The sequence below is a fragment of the Pantoea sp. X-Soil-YNGN-785 genome (assembly GCF_059730585.1).
In genome coordinates this window covers 615,776-633,241 of sequence record NZ_AP035942.1, presented here as the reverse complement: position 1 = coordinate 633,241, position 17,466 = coordinate 615,776, and the positions used below count along the sequence as shown (strand labels likewise).

Sequence of the window (17,466 nt, the reverse complement as noted above, 5' to 3'; positions counted from 1 at the left end):
ATGTTACAGGTTACTGAACTGAATCAATATTATGGCGGCAGTCACATTCTGCGCGGCCTGTCATTTGAGGTAAAGATTGGCGAAATCACCTGTCTGCTGGGGCGCAATGGCGTGGGGAAAACCACGCTGCTGAAGTGCCTGATGGGGCTGATTCCGGCGAAGTCAGGCGAGATTCAGTGGCAGCAGCAGCGAATGAATGGTCGTAAGCCGCACCAGCGGGTGCAGGCGGGTATCGCCTATGTGCCACAGGGGCGGGAAATCTTTCCGCGTCTGACGGTGGAAGAGAACCTGCTGATGGGTCTGTCGCGCTTTCCGGCAGCAGTGGCGCGTGAAGTGCCGGAGGAGATCTACCAGCTTTTTCCGGTGCTGCTGGCGATGAAGTCACGACGGGGCGGCGATCTCTCGGGCGGTCAGCAGCAGCAACTGGCGATCGGCCGGGCGCTGGCCTGTCGGCCACAGCTGCTGATCCTCGACGAGCCGACCGAAGGGATCCAGCCTTCGGTGATCAAAGAGATCGGCGCGGTGATCCGCCAACTGGCGCAGCGCGGTGATATGGCGATCCTGCTGGTGGAGCAGTTCTATGACTTCGCGGCGGAGCTGGCGGACAGCTATCTGGTGATGTCGCGCGGGGAGATCGTACAGCGGGGCCGCGGCGACACCATGGAAGCTGAGGGTGTGCGCGGCCTGGTGGCTATTTAAATCCGGCTCACAGTAAACCGGTCTCCACTGAGAAGTGCCGCTGTTCACCGCTGGCCAGAGTGATCAGCGTGCCAGCCTGCTGCGCGGCAAGAAAGCCCTCTGGCCGACAGGTGGCAGGCAGAATGTAGGCCGCCACCTGCTGATCGTGGTTGTGCAGCAGCCAGCGGGTCGCGTGCGGGAACTGCGCGGTAGAGAAGCGCGTCATCAGCGCAAAGCCCTGCGGCGAGTGCAGCTCAAACTGCACCTCATCGCCATACTGCGGCAGATCGTCCGCGAAGAAGACGATCTCCGGATCGCAGAGCTGCGGCTGATCGAGCTGCTGTAACGCTTGTGGATCGCGCGATAAGCGATCCGTGTACTCGCGCCAGGCCGGTGTCGGTTTAAGGTGCGCGGGGATCGAGCGACGCTGCTGGAATGCCTCTTCGGGGATCGATTGCCGGAAGCGTCCCTGATCGACCCACGCGCTATTGAGGTGACACATATACTGCAACGGCATCGGTGCACCGGCGAGATTGGTCACCGTCATCTCTATCGTCAGCCGGGGCCGATCGGCCTGAATGCGGACGGCAGGTGCCGCAAGGTAGTGATGGCCGAACCCTTTAACATATTCACACTCCCCTTCCAGCGACAGCGTCTGATCGTCCAGCACCAGCCAGGCGCTATCCATGCGGGCGCAGGCCATTTCACCGTGCAGCGGATGGTCGTCCTCTGGCGCCGGGCAGCCGTTAGCCAGCAGCCCCGAATGAAACGCAAAACAGCCATAGGTGTCGATGATCGAACTGGCGGGCAGCGGCTGTTTAAAACTGTGGCCCATGGTCAGGTTATGATCGTCGAACTGCACGTCCCAGATCATCTGACCGAGAAACGGCAGCACGGTCACGCTGCCGCGCCGGTTATGAATGCGCACCGCCTCAATGCCCGCCGGATAGCGAAACAGCTCAACCCGGAAGTCATCGCTCTCTAATAGCACCCAGGGCGTGGCGTGAAACTGCTCACGCGCTAAGGGTAAACGGGTTTTCATGATAACTCCTCCACCAGACGACCAGCGGCAACCGGCTGTTTTTTATGGCGCAGTTCGCCATAGAAGTAGAATCCGACCCAGGCAAAACAGAGCAGCGAGACGCCAAACGCCAGCTGCATTGACCCCAGCGTGTCAGACACCAGGCCCTGCAGCGCCGGAACAAAAGCCGCGCCGACAATCGCCATCACGATAAACGCGCCTGCCACTTCGGTATATTTATTATCGACCGTCGCCAGCGTACCGGCATAGATCGTTGCCCAGCAGGGGCCAAACAGCACGCTGACAAACACGGCGGCGTAGACGGCGGTAAAGTTCGGCACCAGCATCACCCAGGCCAGCGTCAGCACGCCCAGCACCGAATAGGCGATCAGCACTTTCTCGGCACGGAAGCGGGTCATCAGGAAGTTCGCCACGAACTTGCCGATAAAGAAGCAGACGAAGCTGTAGATCATAAAGTTCGAAGCGTGACGTTCATTGGCCGCCCCCAGCGTCAGCGCCAGACGAATAGTAAATGACCAGACCGCCACCTGCATGCCGACATAGAGGAACTGGGTCACAATGCCCCGTTTGAAGTGACGATTAGCCGCCAGATAGCGGAAGGTTTCGCCCAGCGACGGCCGGGATTTCTCATTACTCTCTGGTTTACAGCGCGGATAGCGGGTGAACATAAACAGCAGCATCACGACCACCAGCACCATGACCAGATATTTGTAGGGCTCCAGCGTATGTTCCAGCATCGTCAGGCGGAAGGCATGCGCCTGCTCTGCCGTCATCGTCGCCATCTGACTTTCCAGGCTGTCGCCATCCTGGAACACCAGATATTTACCCAGCACGATCCCCATCAGCGCACCAATCGGGTAGAAGGTCTGGCTGACATTAAGGCGCAGCGTGGCGTGGTCCCGATGACCAATCATCGAGCTGTAGGTGTTAGCCGCAGTTTCCAGAAAACTCAGGCCAATGGCGATGGCAAAGATCGCTGCCAGGAACATGGTGTAGGTCGCCATGTGCGAAGCAGGATAGAAGGCGATACAGCCAGCAATGTAGAGCGCCAGGCCAATCATGATCGCCATCTTGTAACTGGTTTTGCGGATCACCAGCGAGGCGGGGATCGCAATCAGAAAATAGCCGCCATAAAAGGCGCTCTGCACCAGCGCACTGGCAAAGTCGCTCAGGGCAAAGACGCTTTTAAACTGGGTGATCAGGATATCGTTGAGACTCGCCGCACAACCCCAGAGCGGAAAGAGGCATGACAGCAGAATGAACTGGAACAGCGGCGTTTTATTCAGATAGCCATCAGATTGCTGAACAATTTTCTGTTGCATAGCAGCACCTCAGTTACGGTTGAGAAAACGCTGGAAAGCCTCGGCGTCGGGATAAGCACACTGCGTGCCGCGCCCGGTGACGCTGCAGGCGGCATAAGCCGAGGCCTGAGTCATGGCGGTGACCACATCGCCGGTTTCCACCAGCAGATACGCAAAGCAGCCGATAAAGGCATCGCCCGCGCCGCTGGTATCGACCGCCTGAACCGGCGTTGCGGCCACACGATGCACCTCGTCGCCGCTCATCCAGACCGAACCGCGACTCCCCAGCGTGATGATCAGATTTTTAAGGCCGCGCTTCAGCAGCGACTGACCGGCGAGGATCACCTCTTCATCAGTGCTGACCGGCAGGCCGGTGAGGATCTCCAGCTCGGTTTCGTTCGGCATGAAGAAGTCGCATTTGCAGGCGTAGTGGATATCCAGCGTGGCGACGGCTGGCGCCGGATTGAGGATCACCCGGATCTGATGCTGGCGGGCAAAATCGATGGCGTAATAGACCGTCTCCAGCGGAATCTCCAGCTGCAGGATGATCAGCTCACAGGCTTTCAGTGTCTCAGCCGCGTCGTCGATATCGGCTGGTTTAAGCTGCTGGTTGGCACCTTTGATAATCAGAATGCGGTTCTGCGATTGATCATCGACAAAAATCGGTGCCACGCCGCTGGAGGTGCCCGGTGCGGTGGTGACAAAACGCGTGTCCACGCCCTGCTGCTGTAAATTGGCTACGGTGTTGGGAGCAAAGAGGTCGTCGCCGACCTTGCTGACCATCATCACGTTGCCGCCCATTTTCGCGGCCGCGACCGCCTGGTTAGCGCCTTTACCGCCGCAGCCAATGGCAAAGTCGGGCGCTTCAAGGGTTTCGCCCGCTTTCGGCAGGCTGTTGGTGTAGGTAATCAGATCGACCATGTTTGAGCCGATGACCGCAATTGTCATGACGAACCTCCCCGATGTTTTTCACATTTAAAATGTTATTAAAGTAACAATAACCTTTCTAAAAGGTTAAATATGTGACAAAAACCACATCCTGAAGCGGCGGAAATTGCCGGGAGACGGCATAAGAAGGGATTCAGGGTGTTACTATTATAACAAGATCACATCATGGAGCGTGGCGACTGAGAGGCGTGATCGTCTGCAGGGAGGGTCCGTTATCACCGTATGGCGGAGGTTTGCGGCCCTTACAGATTGCGGGTAAGATTAACTGCCAGCCTGGCGGATGAGACGCAACTCATTCAAATCTGTGAGGTTTGTAGCGTATCGACGTCGATTATGACGTCCCTTCTCCGCACTGCAGGATAGGTAACAGAGAGATGACCATGGAAACCCGGCGCGACGAACGCATTCACAAGCTGACGCAGGCGCTTAAACGCACCGACAAACTGCATCTGAAAGATGCGGCCCAGCTGTTAGGTGTCTCAGAGATGACGGTTCGCCGTGATTTAACCGAGCCGGGTTCCAGCGTGGTCCTGCTGGGCGGTTACATTGTCAGCGATCCGAAAAGTCATGCCGGCCACTATTTTGTCAGCGATCAGCATGGGCAGAATGCCGCCAGAAAGCAGCGGCTGGCGCAGGCGGCGGCCAGCCTGATCAACGAGAACGATACGGTCTTTTTTGACTGCGGCACCACCCTGCCCTATATCGTCGATGCCATTCCCGACACCCTGTCATTTACCGCCATCTGCTGCGCCATGAACACCTTTCTGACCCTGAAAGAGAAACCGGCCTGCAATGTGATTCTCAGCGGCGGTGAATTTCATGCCGACAATGCGCTGTTTACGCCAATTGGCGTGCATACCATCCTTGACGATCTCTGTCCGACGTTGGCCTTTATCTCTGCCGCGGGCATCGACAAAGATCAGGGTGCGACCTGCTACAACACCAATGAACTGATGATGAAGCATCACGCCATGCTGCGCGCCCGTAAGTCGGTGCTGGTGGCGGACAGCAGTAAATATGGCAAAGTGCTGCCTGCACGCATCGCCGAGCTGCAGCGCTTTGATCTGCTGGTGAGTGATAGCGCGCCCGATCAGGCGTTACAAAACTGGCTGGTACAGCAGGCGATACCGCTGCGCCTGCCCTGAAGCCTGCCCCGGCACTATCGTCAGCGATTGAGCGCGGAAATCAGTCAGTTATCCCGCATGCTGCCCGGCATCACGTCCTACAGGGCATTATTCGCCGCCCCCCGGCTGGGATTAGACGGTGAAAAAGGCTAAACTTCGACATCATTCCAACGACCAACAGACCCAGAGGCTCAAACCAACGTGGCTCAATTCGTCTATAGCATGCATCGCGTCGGCAAAGTGGTTCCGCCGAAGCGTCATATTCTGAAAAACATCTCCCTCAGCTTCTTCCCTGGCGCAAAAATCGGCGTACTCGGTCTGAACGGTGCGGGTAAATCTACCTTGCTGCGCATCATGGCCGGCATCGATAAAGACATCGAAGGGGAAGCGCGTCCGCAGCCAGGCATCAAGATTGGCTACCTGCCGCAGGAGCCGCAGCTTAACCTTGAACACACCGTGCGCGAGTCGGTTGAAGAAGCGCTGTCAGAAGTGGTTGGCGCACTGAAACGTCTCGACGAAGTCTACGCGCTCTATGCCGAAGAGGGTGCAGATTTCGACAAGCTGGCCGCTGAACAGGGCCGTCTGGAAGAGATCATCCAGGCACACGATGGTCACAACCTGAATACCCAGCTGGAACGTGCTGCCGATGCGCTGCGCCTGCCGGACTGGGACGCGAAAATCGCCACCCTTTCCGGTGGTGAACGTCGCCGCGTCGCCCTGTGCCGCCTGCTGCTGGAAAAACCAGACATGCTGCTGCTGGACGAACCAACGAACCACCTGGATGCCGAATCTGTCGCCTGGCTGGAGCGCTTCCTGCATGACTTCGAAGGCACCGTCGTCGCGATTACGCACGACCGTTACTTCCTGGATAATGTGGCAGGCTGGATTCTGGAACTTGACCGCGGTGAAGGTATTCCGTGGGAAGGCAACTACTCCTCCTGGCTGGAGCAGAAAGATGCGCGTCTGGCGCAGGAAGCCTCTTCTGAAGCCGCTCGTCGTAAGTCGATTGAGAAAGAGCTGGAGTGGGTTCGCAAAGGACCTAAAGGCCAGCAGTCGAAAGGCAAAGCCCGTCTGGCACGCTTTGAAGAGCTGAACAACACCGACTACCAGAAGCGTAACGAAACCAACGAACTGTTCATTCCGCCAGGTGCCCGTCTGGGTGACAAAGTGCTGGAAGTCAGCAATCTGCGTAAGTCCTATGGCGACCGTGTGCTGATTGACGATCTCTCGTTCTCCGTGCCAAAAGGCGCGATTGTCGGGATTATCGGTCCGAACGGCGCGGGTAAATCAACGCTGTTCCGCATGATGTCCGGTCAGGAACAGCCTGATTCCGGCAGCATCGTACTGGGTGAGACCGTTAAGCTGGCCTCCGTCGATCAGTTCCGCGACAGCATGGACAATTCCAAAACCGTGTGGGAAGAAGTCTCCGGCGGTCAGGACATCATGCGTATCGGTAACACCGAGATGCCAAGCCGTGCCTATGTCGGACGCTTTAACTTTAAAGGCGTCGATCAGGGCAAACGCGTGGGCGAACTCTCCGGTGGTGAGCGTGGTCGTCTGCACCTCGCAAAACTGCTGCAGGTTGGCGGCAACATGCTGCTGCTCGATGAACCAACCAACGACCTGGACATCGAAACCCTGCGCGCGCTGGAAAACGCCCTGCTGGAGTTCCCGGGCTGTGCGATGGTGATCTCGCATGACCGCTGGTTCCTTGACCGTATCGCGACGCACATTCTGGATTACCAGGATGAAGGCAACATCGAATTCTTCGAAGGTAACTTTACCGAATATGAAGAGTACAAGAAGCGTACCCTCGGCGCCGACGCGCTGGAGCCGAAGCGCATCAAGTACAAACGTATGACGAAGTAATTGACTAAACGGGCGGCAGCGATGCCGCCCTTTTTTATCGCTGTATCAGCGATAAAACTCCCTGAACACCGGGGACTGCAGTGCGAACTCAATAAAGCGCGCCAGCGCGGGTGAGTTCAGCTTTCGCCCCGGATAGACCAGCCATAGCTCATTCCCCTCCACTTCCCAGTCCGGCAGCACCGGCACCAGCCGGGGATCCGCCATCGCGCCATCAGTCAGAAAGTGCGGCAGCAGCGTAATGCCCGCATCGCCCAGCGCCGATTCACGCGCATAGAGTAAATTGTCGGTGAGATGACCCGGCGGCAGCAGCCAGCGGTAGAACTCATCGTCACGCTGCAAAACCCATTCATTCCAGGCGCGATGCGCAATACAGCGGTGAGCCGACAGCTGCTGTGGATGCAGCAGCGGCGGGTGCTGGTTAAGATAGTGCTGAGAAGCCACCAGCAGCCGCGGGCAGTTGCCTATCCGGCGGCCAATCAGTGAAGATTCCTGCGGCTGACCGGTGCGCAGCGCCACATCAAAGCCCTCCTGCACCAGATCGCGCATCTCATCGGAGATCGAGACATCCAGCGTCACATCCGGATAGAGACGTAAAAACTCTGCATTACAGCGCGCCAGCAGCGTAGCGCCAATCCCTGCCGGGCTGGTGATGCGCAGGCGCCCGCTGGGGTTTTCCCGCAGGCTGGCAATCGCCTGATCGGCGCGTTCACTGGCCTGCATCATTTCCTGACAGTGCAGCAGATAACGCTCACCGGCAAAGGTCAGATTGAGCTGGCGGGTGGTGCGGTTCAGTAACCGGATCCCCAGCCGCTGCTCCAGCTGGCTGATGCGCTGACTGACGCTCGATTTGGGCAGACCCGCGCGTTCCGCCGCGCCGGTAAAGCTGCCGCACTCCGCCACCAGCGCAAACAGCGCCATATCCTGCCACTGACGAAACGCCATTGTTCACCTCAGACGAACACTCTATGAAAGATTGTCCATCTTATCACCGCTAAAATCAGGTTCTACACTTAAAGCCTGTCTTCATCATTACAGCCCGTCTGTCCATGGAGAGTATGTACACCGACTCCCGGCCAGGCTGTCAGAGAAAAGAGCCAGACTCTTTGCTTAACTACACAGGAAAACGTTATGTCTATTCGCGCTATCGCAATTAATCCGGAAAATCCTGAACACTTCACTGAAATTTTCCCTGAAACCCCAGCGCCAGGTGAGTATGACCTGCGCGTTGAAGTCAAAGCTGCGTCCGTCAATCCGGTCGATACCAAGGTGCACAAAGGGGCGAAGAAGAATGGCTTACAGCAGCCACGCATCCTCGGCTGGGATGCCAGCGGCGTCGTGCTGGAAGTGGGCAGCTCAGTCAGCAACTTTAAGCCTGGCGATGAAGTCTTCTATGCGGGCGACCTGACCCGTCCTGGCAGTAACAGCACCGAGCAGCTGGTTGACTCACGCATCACCGGTCACAAGCCAGAGAGCCTGGACTGGGCGCAGTCGGCGGCGATCCCGCTGACAGCCCTGACCGCCTGGGAAGGCCTGTTTGAACGACTGAATCTTGAAACAGCATCAGAAGATCAGACGCTGCTGATCGTCGGCGGCGCAGGCGGTGTCGGATCGCTGGCGATCCCGCTGGCGAAGCTGCGCAGCAAAGTGAAGATCATTGCGACCGCCTCGCGTGAAGATTCCGCCCAGTGGTGCCGCGATCGCGGTGCCGATCTGGTGATCAACTACAAAGATATGATTGGTGAGCTGGAGAAACAGGGCATTAAGCAGGTCGATTATATCTTCTGCCTGAATGACACCGACGGTCACTGGGAAACCATGGCGAAGCTGATCGCTCCGCAGGGTCATATCTGCACCATCGTGGAAAACGAACATCCGCTGTCGATGGATCAGCTGAAGCTGAAGAGTGCGGCACTGCACTTCGAACTGATGTATACCCGCAGCATGTTTAACACGCCGGATATGGCGCGTCAGGGTGAGATTCTGGATGCGGTATCAGCATTGCTGGACGAAGGGAAGCTGCAAACCACGCTGAGCGAAACGCTGCACGGTTTAAGCGTTGAGACCTTAACCGCCGCCCACCAGCGCGTGCTGGAAGGCCACATGCGTGGCAAAGTGGTGATGGTCTATTAATGCGCTGACCCGGCTGCCTTTCGGCAGACCGGGCCAATGCATGCGTTACGGCTGGGCGTTTTTCTCGCCCAGCATCGCTTTAACCAGTTCAATGCAGCGCAGGAAGCGAGTGTCATAATCATCTTCCTTCACATGCAGGAATTCGATGTTGTTTTCCCGCAGCATCGTGACCAGCATCGACTGAAACTCCCGTCGATCCACTGAACTGCCCAGGCTGCGCAAGCCATCCGCGACCCAGGGCACATTGTTCTCCAGCAGGATTACCAGATCAAAACGATATTCATCGATCAGCGCCTGCACAAACGGATGCTCACGCCCTTCATACTTGAGACAAAACGCCTGCGTGGTGACAAAGTCGGTGTCGATAAACGCCACTTTGTTGGCATATTTGACGGCGAAATCGATGTACTGCGCCTGGCCCAGCGCGATCTTGTCGTAATCGGAATATTGTAGCGCCATTTCGTCACCGCCCAGATGGGAAAAGACATAATCGCGGCCATATTCCCAGGCACTGGTGGTATTGAAGATGTTGGCGAGTTTATTCACCAGCGTCGATTTACCGCTCGACTCTCCGCCAAGGATCGCCACGGTGCGCACAAAGAACGGTTTCACTTCCGTGGGAATGTAATCCCAGAAGCGGAACGGATCCTGACGAATCTGCGCGCCGCTGATGCTCATAAAGGATCGGTTAGGATCGACCAGCACAGTCTGAATGCCCAGGTGCTGCTGGTACATCTCCGCATCGGGCGCTTCGCTGGTGTAGATGCAGTCTGGCGCAATGCCGTGCTCACTGAGAAACGCGCTGACGCCTTGACTCCAGACATCCCAGCCGTGCGGATAAGGTTCGATCCCCTCCTCATCAAAGGCGTGAATGCGGATATTCTTCTGATACTTAAAGGTCTGCAGCAGCCAGCGCAGGCGATCGCTGACCGTCGGCTGCTGTGACATCGCGCTGTTCTCAAACAGCTCGCGGTCGCGCGGCTCGTCATAACCCATAATGATATGCAGCTCATCCACCTGGCTACAGGCGCGCTGAATCAGATAGATATGGCCGGTATGCAGCGGATAAAACTTACCAAATACCACGCCCACCGTTTTATCACGGCGCGGAAACTCCAGGCCCAGAAAGCGGTGCAGCGCCTCCAGCTTTTGCGCGCTGGGACTTTTGATTTTGGCATTGAGCAACTGGCTCAGATAGCCTTTGGTCATGCCGCTGGCATCAGCGACCTGTTGCAGCGTATGGCCCTGCTGGCGAATGGCCGTTTTCAGATAATCAAACGACGACATGTCGTGCCTCCTGCATCAATGCGGTTAAGGTGGGAGCGGCCAGCCCGCGACGCAGGCTGGCCGCAGGCGCGTTACAGATCGTCCAGAATCGCCAGCGCATCGGCCAGCTTCTTCGCGCTGAAAACCTGCATCCCGGCAATCGGTTTTTTCGGTGCATTCCCCGCCGGTACAATGGCGCGTTTGAAGCCATGCTTCGCTGCTTCAGAGATGCGCTCCTGACCGCTGGGCACCGGACGGATCTCACCGGCCAGTCCCACTTCGCCGAAGATCACCAGATCCTGTGGCAGTGGACGATCGCGCAGGCTCGACACCATCGACAGCATCAGCGCCAGATCCGCACTGGTTTCGGTGACTTTAACGCCACCAACCACGTTGACGAACACATCCTGATCCGCCATCTGCAATCCGCCGTGGCGGTGTAAAACGGCGAGCAGAATCGCCAGACGGTTCTGCTCCAGACCCACCGCCACGCGGCGCGGATTGCCCATCATGGAGTGATCGACCAGCGCCTGAATCTCCACCAGCAGCGGACGCGTTCCCTCCCACAGCACCATGACCGAACTGCCCGAGGTGACCTCTTCGCCACGCGACAGGAAGATAGCGGATGGATTGCTGACTTCACGCATGCCCTGCTCGGTCATGGCAAATACACCCAGCTCATTCACCGCGCCAAAGCGATTCTTATGGCTACGCAGGGTGCGGAAGCGGGAGTCGGCATCGCCATCCAGCAGCACCGAACAGTCGATGCAGTGCTCCAGCACCTTCGGCCCGGCCAGCGAGCCATCTTTGGTGACGTGGCCGACCATGATGATCGCCACGCCGCGCGTTTTGGCGAAGCGCGTCAGGTAAGCAGCGGTTTCCCGCACCTGAGCCACGCTGCCCGGCGATGACTGGATCTCCGCCATGTGCATCACCTGGATCGAGTCGATCACCATCAGTTGCGGTTGCTCCTGCTCGGCGATCAGGCAGATCTGCTCAATGCTGGTTTCCGACAGCATATTCACATTTTCGGTGGGTAATCCCAGACGATGGGCGCGCATCGCCACCTGTTGCAGTGATTCTTCACCGGTTACGTAAAGGGTTTTCATCCCTTCTGACAACCGGCACATCACCTGCAGCAGCAGCGTGGATTTGCCCGCGCCCGGACTGCCGCCAATCAGAATAGCGCTGCCCGGTACGACGCCGCCGCCCAGTACACGGTCAAACTCTTTGAAGCTGGTCGAGAAGCGCGGTAACGCCTCCAGGCTGATTTCAGAGAGCTTCTGCACCCGGCTGGTGCCGGCGCTGCCAGCATAACCACTCAGGCGCTCGTTACGCGCAGCGGCGGGCGAGGCGGCGATGCGCACCTCGGTGATGGTGTTCCAGGCGTGACAGGCGCTGCATTGCCCCTGCCAGCGTGGGTAATCTGCGCCGCATTCATTACAGACAAATGCGCGTTTTGCCGCTTTGGCCAAATCAATACCTCTGTTAACGCTCTTCGTGGATCAGGCTGCCGGTGAGGATGCAGAACACACCCATTAAATCGGCATGGCGAATGGTGACCGCAGTCTGCTCATTCACCTTAGGTTTAGCATGGAACGCAATGCCCAGCGCTGAGGCTTTGATCATCAGCAGGTCATTGGCTCCATCGCCGATCGCCACCGTCTGTTCTGGCGCAATGTCAAAACGCTGCGCCAGCTTCTTCAGGGTATCGGCTTTGTACTGTGCGTCGACAATCGGACCCAGCACGTTGCCGGTCAGCTTGCCGTCGCGAATTTCGAGTTCATTGGCCACCACCGCGGACAGATGCAGCTTGTCGCGCAGGTAGTCGGCGTAGTAGGTAAAGCCGCCGGACGCGATGGCAACCTGCCAGCCCAGCGCCTGCAGTTTCTGCGTCAGCGTCGTTAAGCCTGGCATCAGCGGCAGCGCATCACGCACCTGTTTGAGAATATTGGCGTCCGCGCCCTGCAGGGTAGCGACGCGCTGACGCAGGCTGGCGGTGAAGTCGAGTTCGCCGCGCATTGCGCGCTCCGTCACTTCCGCCACCTGCTCGCCGCAGCCCGCCAGTTTAGCAATCTCGTCGATGCATTCGATCTGAATCGCGGTCGAGTCCATATCCATGACCAGCAGGCCCGGCGTTTTGAGATGCGGGATTTTGCCCAGCGGCGCTACGTCCAGCCCGGCGCCGTGCGCCAGCTTGCTGGCAAACGGCGTCAGCGATCCCGCCAGGCGAATCACCTGATACTCATCGACGTTCCAGGCGCTGACGATCACCATCGCCGCACCCAGTTGGTGCTGGTAATCGGTCAGCCGTTGCTTATCCAGCCCGCGGCCATACAGCAGCCAGCCGGTGCGGCCAGCGCGATAATCCAGCGGCATCACTTCATCACCGCTAAGAGAAAGGGGCAAACCCGGCCAGAGGGAGACATCGGCGGGAAGATCGCACCAGGTTAAACGATTTGGCATCAGAGCTCCTGTAGGGACAACAAAACCACGCAAGAGGCTACCTTGTCTGCGCCGCTTCTGGCAACATAATCTCCAGGCTTTCTGTTGTGATATGACCCGGATGATTAATGGCTAAAACCGCACTGAAATTTCGCTTACATCGTACCGTGATCGTGCTTATCTCGATGGCGCTGCTGGTCGTGCTGATGCAGGGCGCCTCCTGGTTCAGTCTCGGCCATCAGGCGGCGCGTTCTGAGCAGGTCGAGGAGCTGGCGCATACGCTGACCAGCCAGGTGGCATTCAGCCTTAAACCGTTGATGGACAACAGTGAAAATAACCGGAATCAGATCGAAGCCATTCTTAATCAGATGACGGCGAACAGCCGTATTCTGGATGCGTCCGTGTATGACGGCGACGGCAGCCTGGTGGCGCACAGCGGTGAAAACATCAATGTCCGTGACCGGCTGGCGCTCGACGGCAAGCGCGCGGGCAGCTATTTCAACCACCAGATTGTGCAGCCGCTGGCCGGAAACGATGGCCCGCTGGGCTTTCTGCGCGTAACGCTGGATACTCACGTGCTGGTCACCGACTCACATCAGGTCGACAACACCACCAATATTCTGCGTCTGATGATGCTGCTGGCGCTGGCGATCGGCATTATTCTCTCCCGCACTCTGCTGCGCCACCGCCGCACCCGCTGGCAGCAGTCACCGTTTCTGCTTACCGCCAGCACCCCGGTGAAAGAGGACCGGGATGAGGACGACGAGAAGAAAGAGTAACGCGCCGGCTGCGGTAAAGATAAAACGAGAAAGGCCCGCACAGCGGGCCTTTTTTATACTGCTCAAAAAACAAAATCCGGGTTTGTATGACCGCAATGAATAAGCTGAATGCGCAGGGAACACGGGCAGAGGAGGAAAGCGTCCCGCGCCAGGGACGGCGCGGGCCGAGCGGCCAGGGATGGTTTAAGCGACTTTCCGATCTGACCGTGTTTCCTTCGCAGACTCGATCTTACCGCTGGCCCGGACTGAGTTTGTCAAAAATGGAAAAGGCCCGCTGTGAGGGCCTTTTTTATGAGAAAGTTGCGGATTTGCGAGGCAGCTTCAATCAGCCGATCAACAACGTTTCCAGCTCACCCAGCGATTTGACCTGCCAGGTTGGTCTGATGTGTTCCGGCAACGGCCGGGTGCCATGATCGAGCCAGCAGGTTTTCACACCAGCATTCATGCCGCCCAGAATGTCTGATTCTGGCGTATCACCCACCATCAGCACCCGCTGACGATCCGGATTGCCCATCAGATCCAGCGCATAATCAAAGATCGCTGCCGCCGGTTTTGGCACGCCGACCTGCTCAGAGATCACCAGCGCCGAGAAGTAATCACGGAAACCGGTGCGCTCCAGACGCGTCTGCTGCAGCGCGGTAAAGCCGTTGGTGATAATGCCCATCTTTACCCGGCCATGCAGTTGATTCATCAGACTGACCGCACCCGGCAGCGGCGTGCAGATCTCCCCCATTGCGGTGAGAAAACCGCTGTTAAGGATCTCTGGCGCAACGCTGAGCTTTTCGCTCCAGTGGTTAAAACGCTGAGTCTACAGCTGTAACGCTGAGATGGTGCCGTTCTGATAATCGACCCACAGCGGTTTGTTGATCGCCTGATAATCGCTGTAATCCTGGTCAGTGAACTGCACGTCATAACCCGCGAACAGGCGTTGCAAACCAGCATAGGCGTCGAAATGAAAAAGGGTATCGTCGGCATCAAACAGGATGCAATCCCAGTTATCTGACATTAAAGCTCCTTAACACCACTACGGCGTCAGGGCCATGAGAATGGCATCTTCACGGCCGCTGGCGGTGGGATAATAATTGGGGCGACGACTGACCTGATTGAATCCAAGCTGCTCATAGAGCGCGATGGCGGGCAGGTTCGAGGCCCGCACTTCCAGCCACAGCGTCAGCACGTCGCGTTTGATCAGTTCATCGATCAGATGCTGCAACAGCTGGCGGCCCAGTCCCTGGCGCTGAAAGGCGGGATCGACCGCGATGTTAAACAGCGAGGCTTCGTCCAGCACCACCTGGGTAATGGCAAAAGCGGCCATTTTGCCGTCGATATCGAGACGTAAATTGATAAAGCGCTCGCCCTGATTGCTGGCAAACGTCTTTTCACTCCAGGGAAACGCGTGACTACGACATTCAATGGCGTAGGCCTGCGCCAGATCGTCAGGGGTGAGTAAAGAGATGGCTGTCATGGTTACACATCTGTTGCCAGAGCGCGCGTTTGGCGACGCCGCTACTGATCAGTTCATTGAAAGAGGCGCTGGTTAAAGCCACGCCATTAAAAGTCTGTTCGCTCTCTACGCCGAGCAGCCAGCCCGCGCAGTTCAGCGTCTCCGGCAGCATTTGCAGCTGATCCGGCGTCACCGTCATCACCTGAGCGGGTTGCAGGTTGAGAGCATGCAGCACGTCGCGCATCAGCGGTTCATGCAGACCGGGCGGCGCGTCAGCGACAATAATTAACTGCGTGTCCGGTGCCAGCGTGACGGCAATTTCGCCCTGAAGCACGCGCGGGCGGCGCAGCTGGTACTGTGTAATTCCCATTTGCTGTAAAAGCCAGTCGCGCCTGGACGTCATGGTGTTACCTGTTCTGCTGCCTGAATGCGACGCTATGCTAGCAAACCCATCGAACATGCGCCAACAAACCACTATAATCCCCGCTCAGATCTTACAGGAGCCCTACATGTCTGCTTTAACCCCGGCCAGCGAAGTCATTCTGCGCCACAGTGATGAATTTACCGCCCGCCATGTTTTATTTGCTGGCGATCTGCAGGATGACCTGCCCGCTCAGCTGGAAACCGCCTCGTCGCGCGTTCACACCCAGCAATATCATCACTGGCAAAACCTGAGCCGCCGTATGGGCGAGCAGGCGCGTTACGGCATGGTTGCGCAGGCAGAAGATGTGCAGGGCTGCGATACGCTGGTCTACTTCTGGACCAAGAATAAGCCGGAAGTGCAGTTCCAGCTGCAGAACCTGCTCTCTCTGCTGCCGGTCGGCTGTGACGTATTCGTGGTCGGTGAAAACCGCAGCGGCGTGCGCAGTGCCGAAGGCATGGTGGAGTCGTGGGTGAAACTGGAGAAAATCGACAGCGCGCGTCGCTGTGGTCTCTACCACGGTCGCCTGGACAAACAGCCTGAGTTTGATGCCAGCAGCTTTGGTCATCAGTATCAGCTGGATGGTCTGACGATTCATACCCTGCCTGGCGTCTTCAGCCGTGATGGCCTGGACAGCGGTAGTGCCCTGCTGCTCTCGACCTTTACTCCGCACACCAAAGGTAAAGTGCTGGATATGGGCTGTGGCGCAGGCGTGATTGCCGCCTCTCTGCCGGCCCGTTCGCCTAAAGTGCGTCTGTGGCTGTGCGACGTGCACGCGGCTGCGATTGAAGCGAGTAAATTGACGCTGGCCGCCAATGGCATCGAGGGAGAAGTCTTCGCCAGCAACGTCTTCTCTGACGTCACGGGGCGTTTCGACATGATTATCTCGAACCCGCCGTTCCATGAAGGTACCCAGACCAGCCTCGACGCCGCCCAGGCGCTGATCCGTGGCGCAGTGAAACACCTGAACACCGGCGGCGAGTTGCGTATTGTGGCGAACACCTTCCTGCCTTACCCGCAGGCGCTGGATGAAGCCTTCGGCAGTCACGAAGTCATCGCACAGACCGGTCGTTTTAAAGTTTATCGCGCTGTTTACGGTCGCGGAGCCAAAACGCGCTAATCGCTTTTCCCGGCGTTAATGGCGTTGCCGGGCTGAAAACGTTGCTTTTTACAGCGATCGTTTCAGCCCGACGAAATAGTTGTTGACGCAAAGAGTAAAATCTCTAGAATGCGCCTCCGTGGTTGTAACATTCTCAGGGTGTTACGGGTATGCGAAGGTGGCGGAATTGGTAGACGCGCTAGCTTCAGGTGTTAGTGTCCTAACGGACGTGAGGGTTCAAGTCCCTCTCTTCGCACCAAAATCACATGTTTCATATCGCGAGCACTGCGCGAAGGTGGCGGAATTGGTAGACGCGCTAGCTTCAGGTGTTAGTGTCTTAACGGACGTGAGGGTTCAAGTCCCTCTCTTCGCACCATTGCGGTGATATGAACAGACAACTCGATGCGAAGGTGGCGGAATTGGTAGACGCGCTAGCTTCAGGTGTTAGTGTCTTAACGGACGTGAGGGTTCAAGTCCCTCTCTTCGCACCAACGTTGTCATCCTCTGTTTTCCCCGCAATGCCCTTTTGCTTCCCTTGCAGTACCGTTTTATCCCCTGCTCATTTTAGTTTTCAGCTCGCTTTAGCTCACCCGGCACGTCGATTTCACCCTCTTCGCCTCGATTAAATCAGATGAAAATTCACAGAGATTGCCGCCAGGCCACCCGCTAATGCCAGGCAGGATGGCAACAGCAGATAGTGTCGCAGACGCTGATTAAACAGCATCACGACAGTCAGCAGCAGCGCCACCGTCATGACCATCCGCCACTGACTGAAGCTCGGTTCCCATAAGGCGAACAGCGGCAGTGCGATGCAGGGCAGCAATACGCCCCACGCGCTATCCAGTTTTTTACCCAATGCCCAGCTGACTCCCCACAGGCCGCAGGCCGCAATAATCGCTATCCCCATGACGCAAACCTCA

General features: G+C 57.5%; 16 protein-coding genes, 3 tRNA genes and 1 pseudogene. 9 read left to right on the top strand and 11 right to left on the bottom strand.

Translation table 11 applies throughout. From position 1 onward, the window contains the following. Positions 1–699 (top strand): urea ABC transporter ATP-binding subunit UrtE, encoded by a 699-nt coding sequence (gene urtE, locus AC6I8E_RS02815; RefSeq protein ID WP_095706231.1) that lies wholly within the window; start codon positions 1–3, stop codon positions 697–699. Positions 700–706: 7 nt separating this feature from the next. Here the strand turns inward: urtE and AC6I8E_RS02810 are convergent, their stop codons facing one another. Genes AC6I8E_RS02810 through rbsK form a run of 3 tightly spaced genes read right to left on the bottom strand, consistent with a single transcriptional unit; the run spans position 707 to position 3,969 of the window. Further along, positions 707–1,720: an aldose 1-epimerase family protein gene (locus AC6I8E_RS02810; RefSeq protein ID WP_147789372.1), complete on the bottom strand. Its 1,014-nt coding sequence runs from the start codon at positions 1,718–1,720 to the stop codon at positions 707–709. Then, positions 1,717–3,042, bottom strand: coding sequence for an L-fucose:H+ symporter permease (gene fucP / locus AC6I8E_RS02805; protein WP_013356694.1), 1,326 nt, complete (start codon positions 3,040–3,042; stop codon positions 1,717–1,719). Before fucP ends, AC6I8E_RS02810 begins: the two co-directional genes overlap by 4 nt. A gap of 9 nt (positions 3,043–3,051) precedes the next feature. Next, a complete protein-coding gene (rbsK, locus tag AC6I8E_RS02800; protein ID WP_497824401.1) occupies positions 3,052–3,969 on the bottom strand; it encodes a ribokinase in 918 nt (305 codons plus the stop codon). A gap of 380 nt (positions 3,970–4,349) precedes the next feature. Between rbsK and deoR the strand changes: the two genes are divergently transcribed. Together deoR and ettA are read left to right on the top strand one after the other, a co-directional pair. After that, positions 4,350–5,114 (top strand): DNA-binding transcriptional repressor DeoR, encoded by a 765-nt coding sequence (gene deoR / locus AC6I8E_RS02795; protein WP_033784491.1) that lies wholly within the window; start codon positions 4,350–4,352, stop codon positions 5,112–5,114. Between the two features lie 180 nt (positions 5,115–5,294). Further along, positions 5,295–6,962, top strand: a complete 1,668-nt coding sequence (ettA, locus tag AC6I8E_RS02790; protein WP_013356691.1) for an energy-dependent translational throttle protein EttA — start codon at positions 5,295–5,297, stop codon at positions 6,960–6,962. 45 nt (positions 6,963–7,007) lie between these two features. Here the strand turns inward: ettA and AC6I8E_RS02785 are convergent, their stop codons facing one another. Further along, on the bottom strand, positions 7,008–7,904 hold the full coding sequence (locus AC6I8E_RS02785; RefSeq protein WP_013356690.1) for a LysR family transcriptional regulator: 897 nt from the start codon (positions 7,902–7,904) through the stop codon (positions 7,008–7,010). 186 nt (positions 7,905–8,090) lie between these two features. Between AC6I8E_RS02785 and AC6I8E_RS02780 the strand changes: the two genes are divergently transcribed. After that, positions 8,091–9,092: a zinc-binding alcohol dehydrogenase family protein gene (locus AC6I8E_RS02780; protein WP_095706235.1), complete on the top strand. Its 1,002-nt coding sequence runs from the start codon at positions 8,091–8,093 to the stop codon at positions 9,090–9,092. Positions 9,093–9,137: 45 nt separating this feature from the next. Here the strand turns inward: AC6I8E_RS02780 and nadR are convergent, their stop codons facing one another. From nadR to serB, 3 genes are all read right to left on the bottom strand, one after another. After that, positions 9,138–10,379 (bottom strand): multifunctional transcriptional regulator/nicotinamide-nucleotide adenylyltransferase/ribosylnicotinamide kinase NadR, encoded by a 1,242-nt coding sequence (gene nadR, locus AC6I8E_RS02775; RefSeq protein WP_033781789.1) that lies wholly within the window; start codon positions 10,377–10,379, stop codon positions 9,138–9,140. 71 nt (positions 10,380–10,450) lie between these two features. After that, positions 10,451–11,833, bottom strand: a complete 1,383-nt coding sequence (gene radA / locus AC6I8E_RS02770) for a DNA repair protein RadA (RefSeq protein ID WP_003854897.1) — start codon at positions 11,831–11,833, stop codon at positions 10,451–10,453. 13 nt (positions 11,834–11,846) lie between these two features. Continuing rightward, entirely contained in the window at positions 11,847–12,824 is a 978-nt protein-coding gene (gene serB, locus AC6I8E_RS02765; protein ID WP_312217138.1) for a phosphoserine phosphatase, read from the bottom strand. A gap of 107 nt (positions 12,825–12,931) precedes the next feature. Here serB and AC6I8E_RS02760 point away from each other — a divergent pair, with 107 nt between their 5' ends. After that, a complete protein-coding gene (locus AC6I8E_RS02760; protein ID WP_497824400.1) occupies positions 12,932–13,582 on the top strand; it encodes a YtjB family periplasmic protein in 651 nt (216 codons plus the stop codon). 325 nt (positions 13,583–13,907) lie between these two features. Here the strand turns inward: AC6I8E_RS02760 and yjjG are convergent. The 3 genes and pseudogenes from yjjG to AC6I8E_RS02745 form a co-directional block, all read right to left on the bottom strand. Further along, positions 13,908–14,588 (bottom strand): annotated as a pseudogene (yjjG, locus tag AC6I8E_RS02755) (pyrimidine 5'-nucleotidase). 18 nt (positions 14,589–14,606) lie between these two features. Next, on the bottom strand, positions 14,607–15,047 hold the full coding sequence (gene rimI / locus AC6I8E_RS02750; RefSeq protein ID WP_195857379.1) for a ribosomal protein S18-alanine N-acetyltransferase: 441 nt from the start codon (positions 15,045–15,047) through the stop codon (positions 14,607–14,609). Further along, positions 15,019–15,429: a DNA polymerase III subunit psi gene (locus tag AC6I8E_RS02745; RefSeq protein ID WP_022625367.1), complete on the bottom strand. Its 411-nt coding sequence runs from the start codon at positions 15,427–15,429 to the stop codon at positions 15,019–15,021. The genes rimI and AC6I8E_RS02745 overlap by 29 nt, the downstream gene beginning before the upstream one ends. Before the next feature lie 106 nt (positions 15,430–15,535). Here AC6I8E_RS02745 and rsmC point away from each other — a divergent pair, with 106 nt between their 5' ends. The 4 genes from rsmC to AC6I8E_RS02725 all read left to right on the top strand — a co-directional run bounded on the left by rsmC (position 15,536) and on the right by AC6I8E_RS02725 (position 17,037). Beyond that, complete coding sequence (gene rsmC, locus AC6I8E_RS02740) at positions 15,536–16,567, top strand: 16S rRNA (guanine(1207)-N(2))-methyltransferase RsmC (RefSeq protein WP_033731428.1); 1,032 nt, start codon at positions 15,536–15,538, stop codon at positions 16,565–16,567. A gap of 151 nt (positions 16,568–16,718) precedes the next feature. Beyond that, positions 16,719–16,805, top strand: a tRNA-Leu gene (locus tag AC6I8E_RS02735). 30 nt (positions 16,806–16,835) lie between these two features. Beyond that, positions 16,836–16,922 (top strand) — tRNA-Leu (locus AC6I8E_RS02730). A gap of 28 nt (positions 16,923–16,950) precedes the next feature. After that, a tRNA-Leu gene (locus tag AC6I8E_RS02725) sits at positions 16,951–17,037 on the top strand. 131 nt (positions 17,038–17,168) lie between these two features. Here the strand turns inward: AC6I8E_RS02725 and AC6I8E_RS02720 are convergent. Next, positions 17,169–17,453: a DUF1435 domain-containing protein gene (locus AC6I8E_RS02720; RefSeq protein WP_013356681.1), complete on the bottom strand. Its 285-nt coding sequence runs from the start codon at positions 17,451–17,453 to the stop codon at positions 17,169–17,171. Between the last annotated feature and the right edge of the window lie 13 nt (positions 17,454–17,466).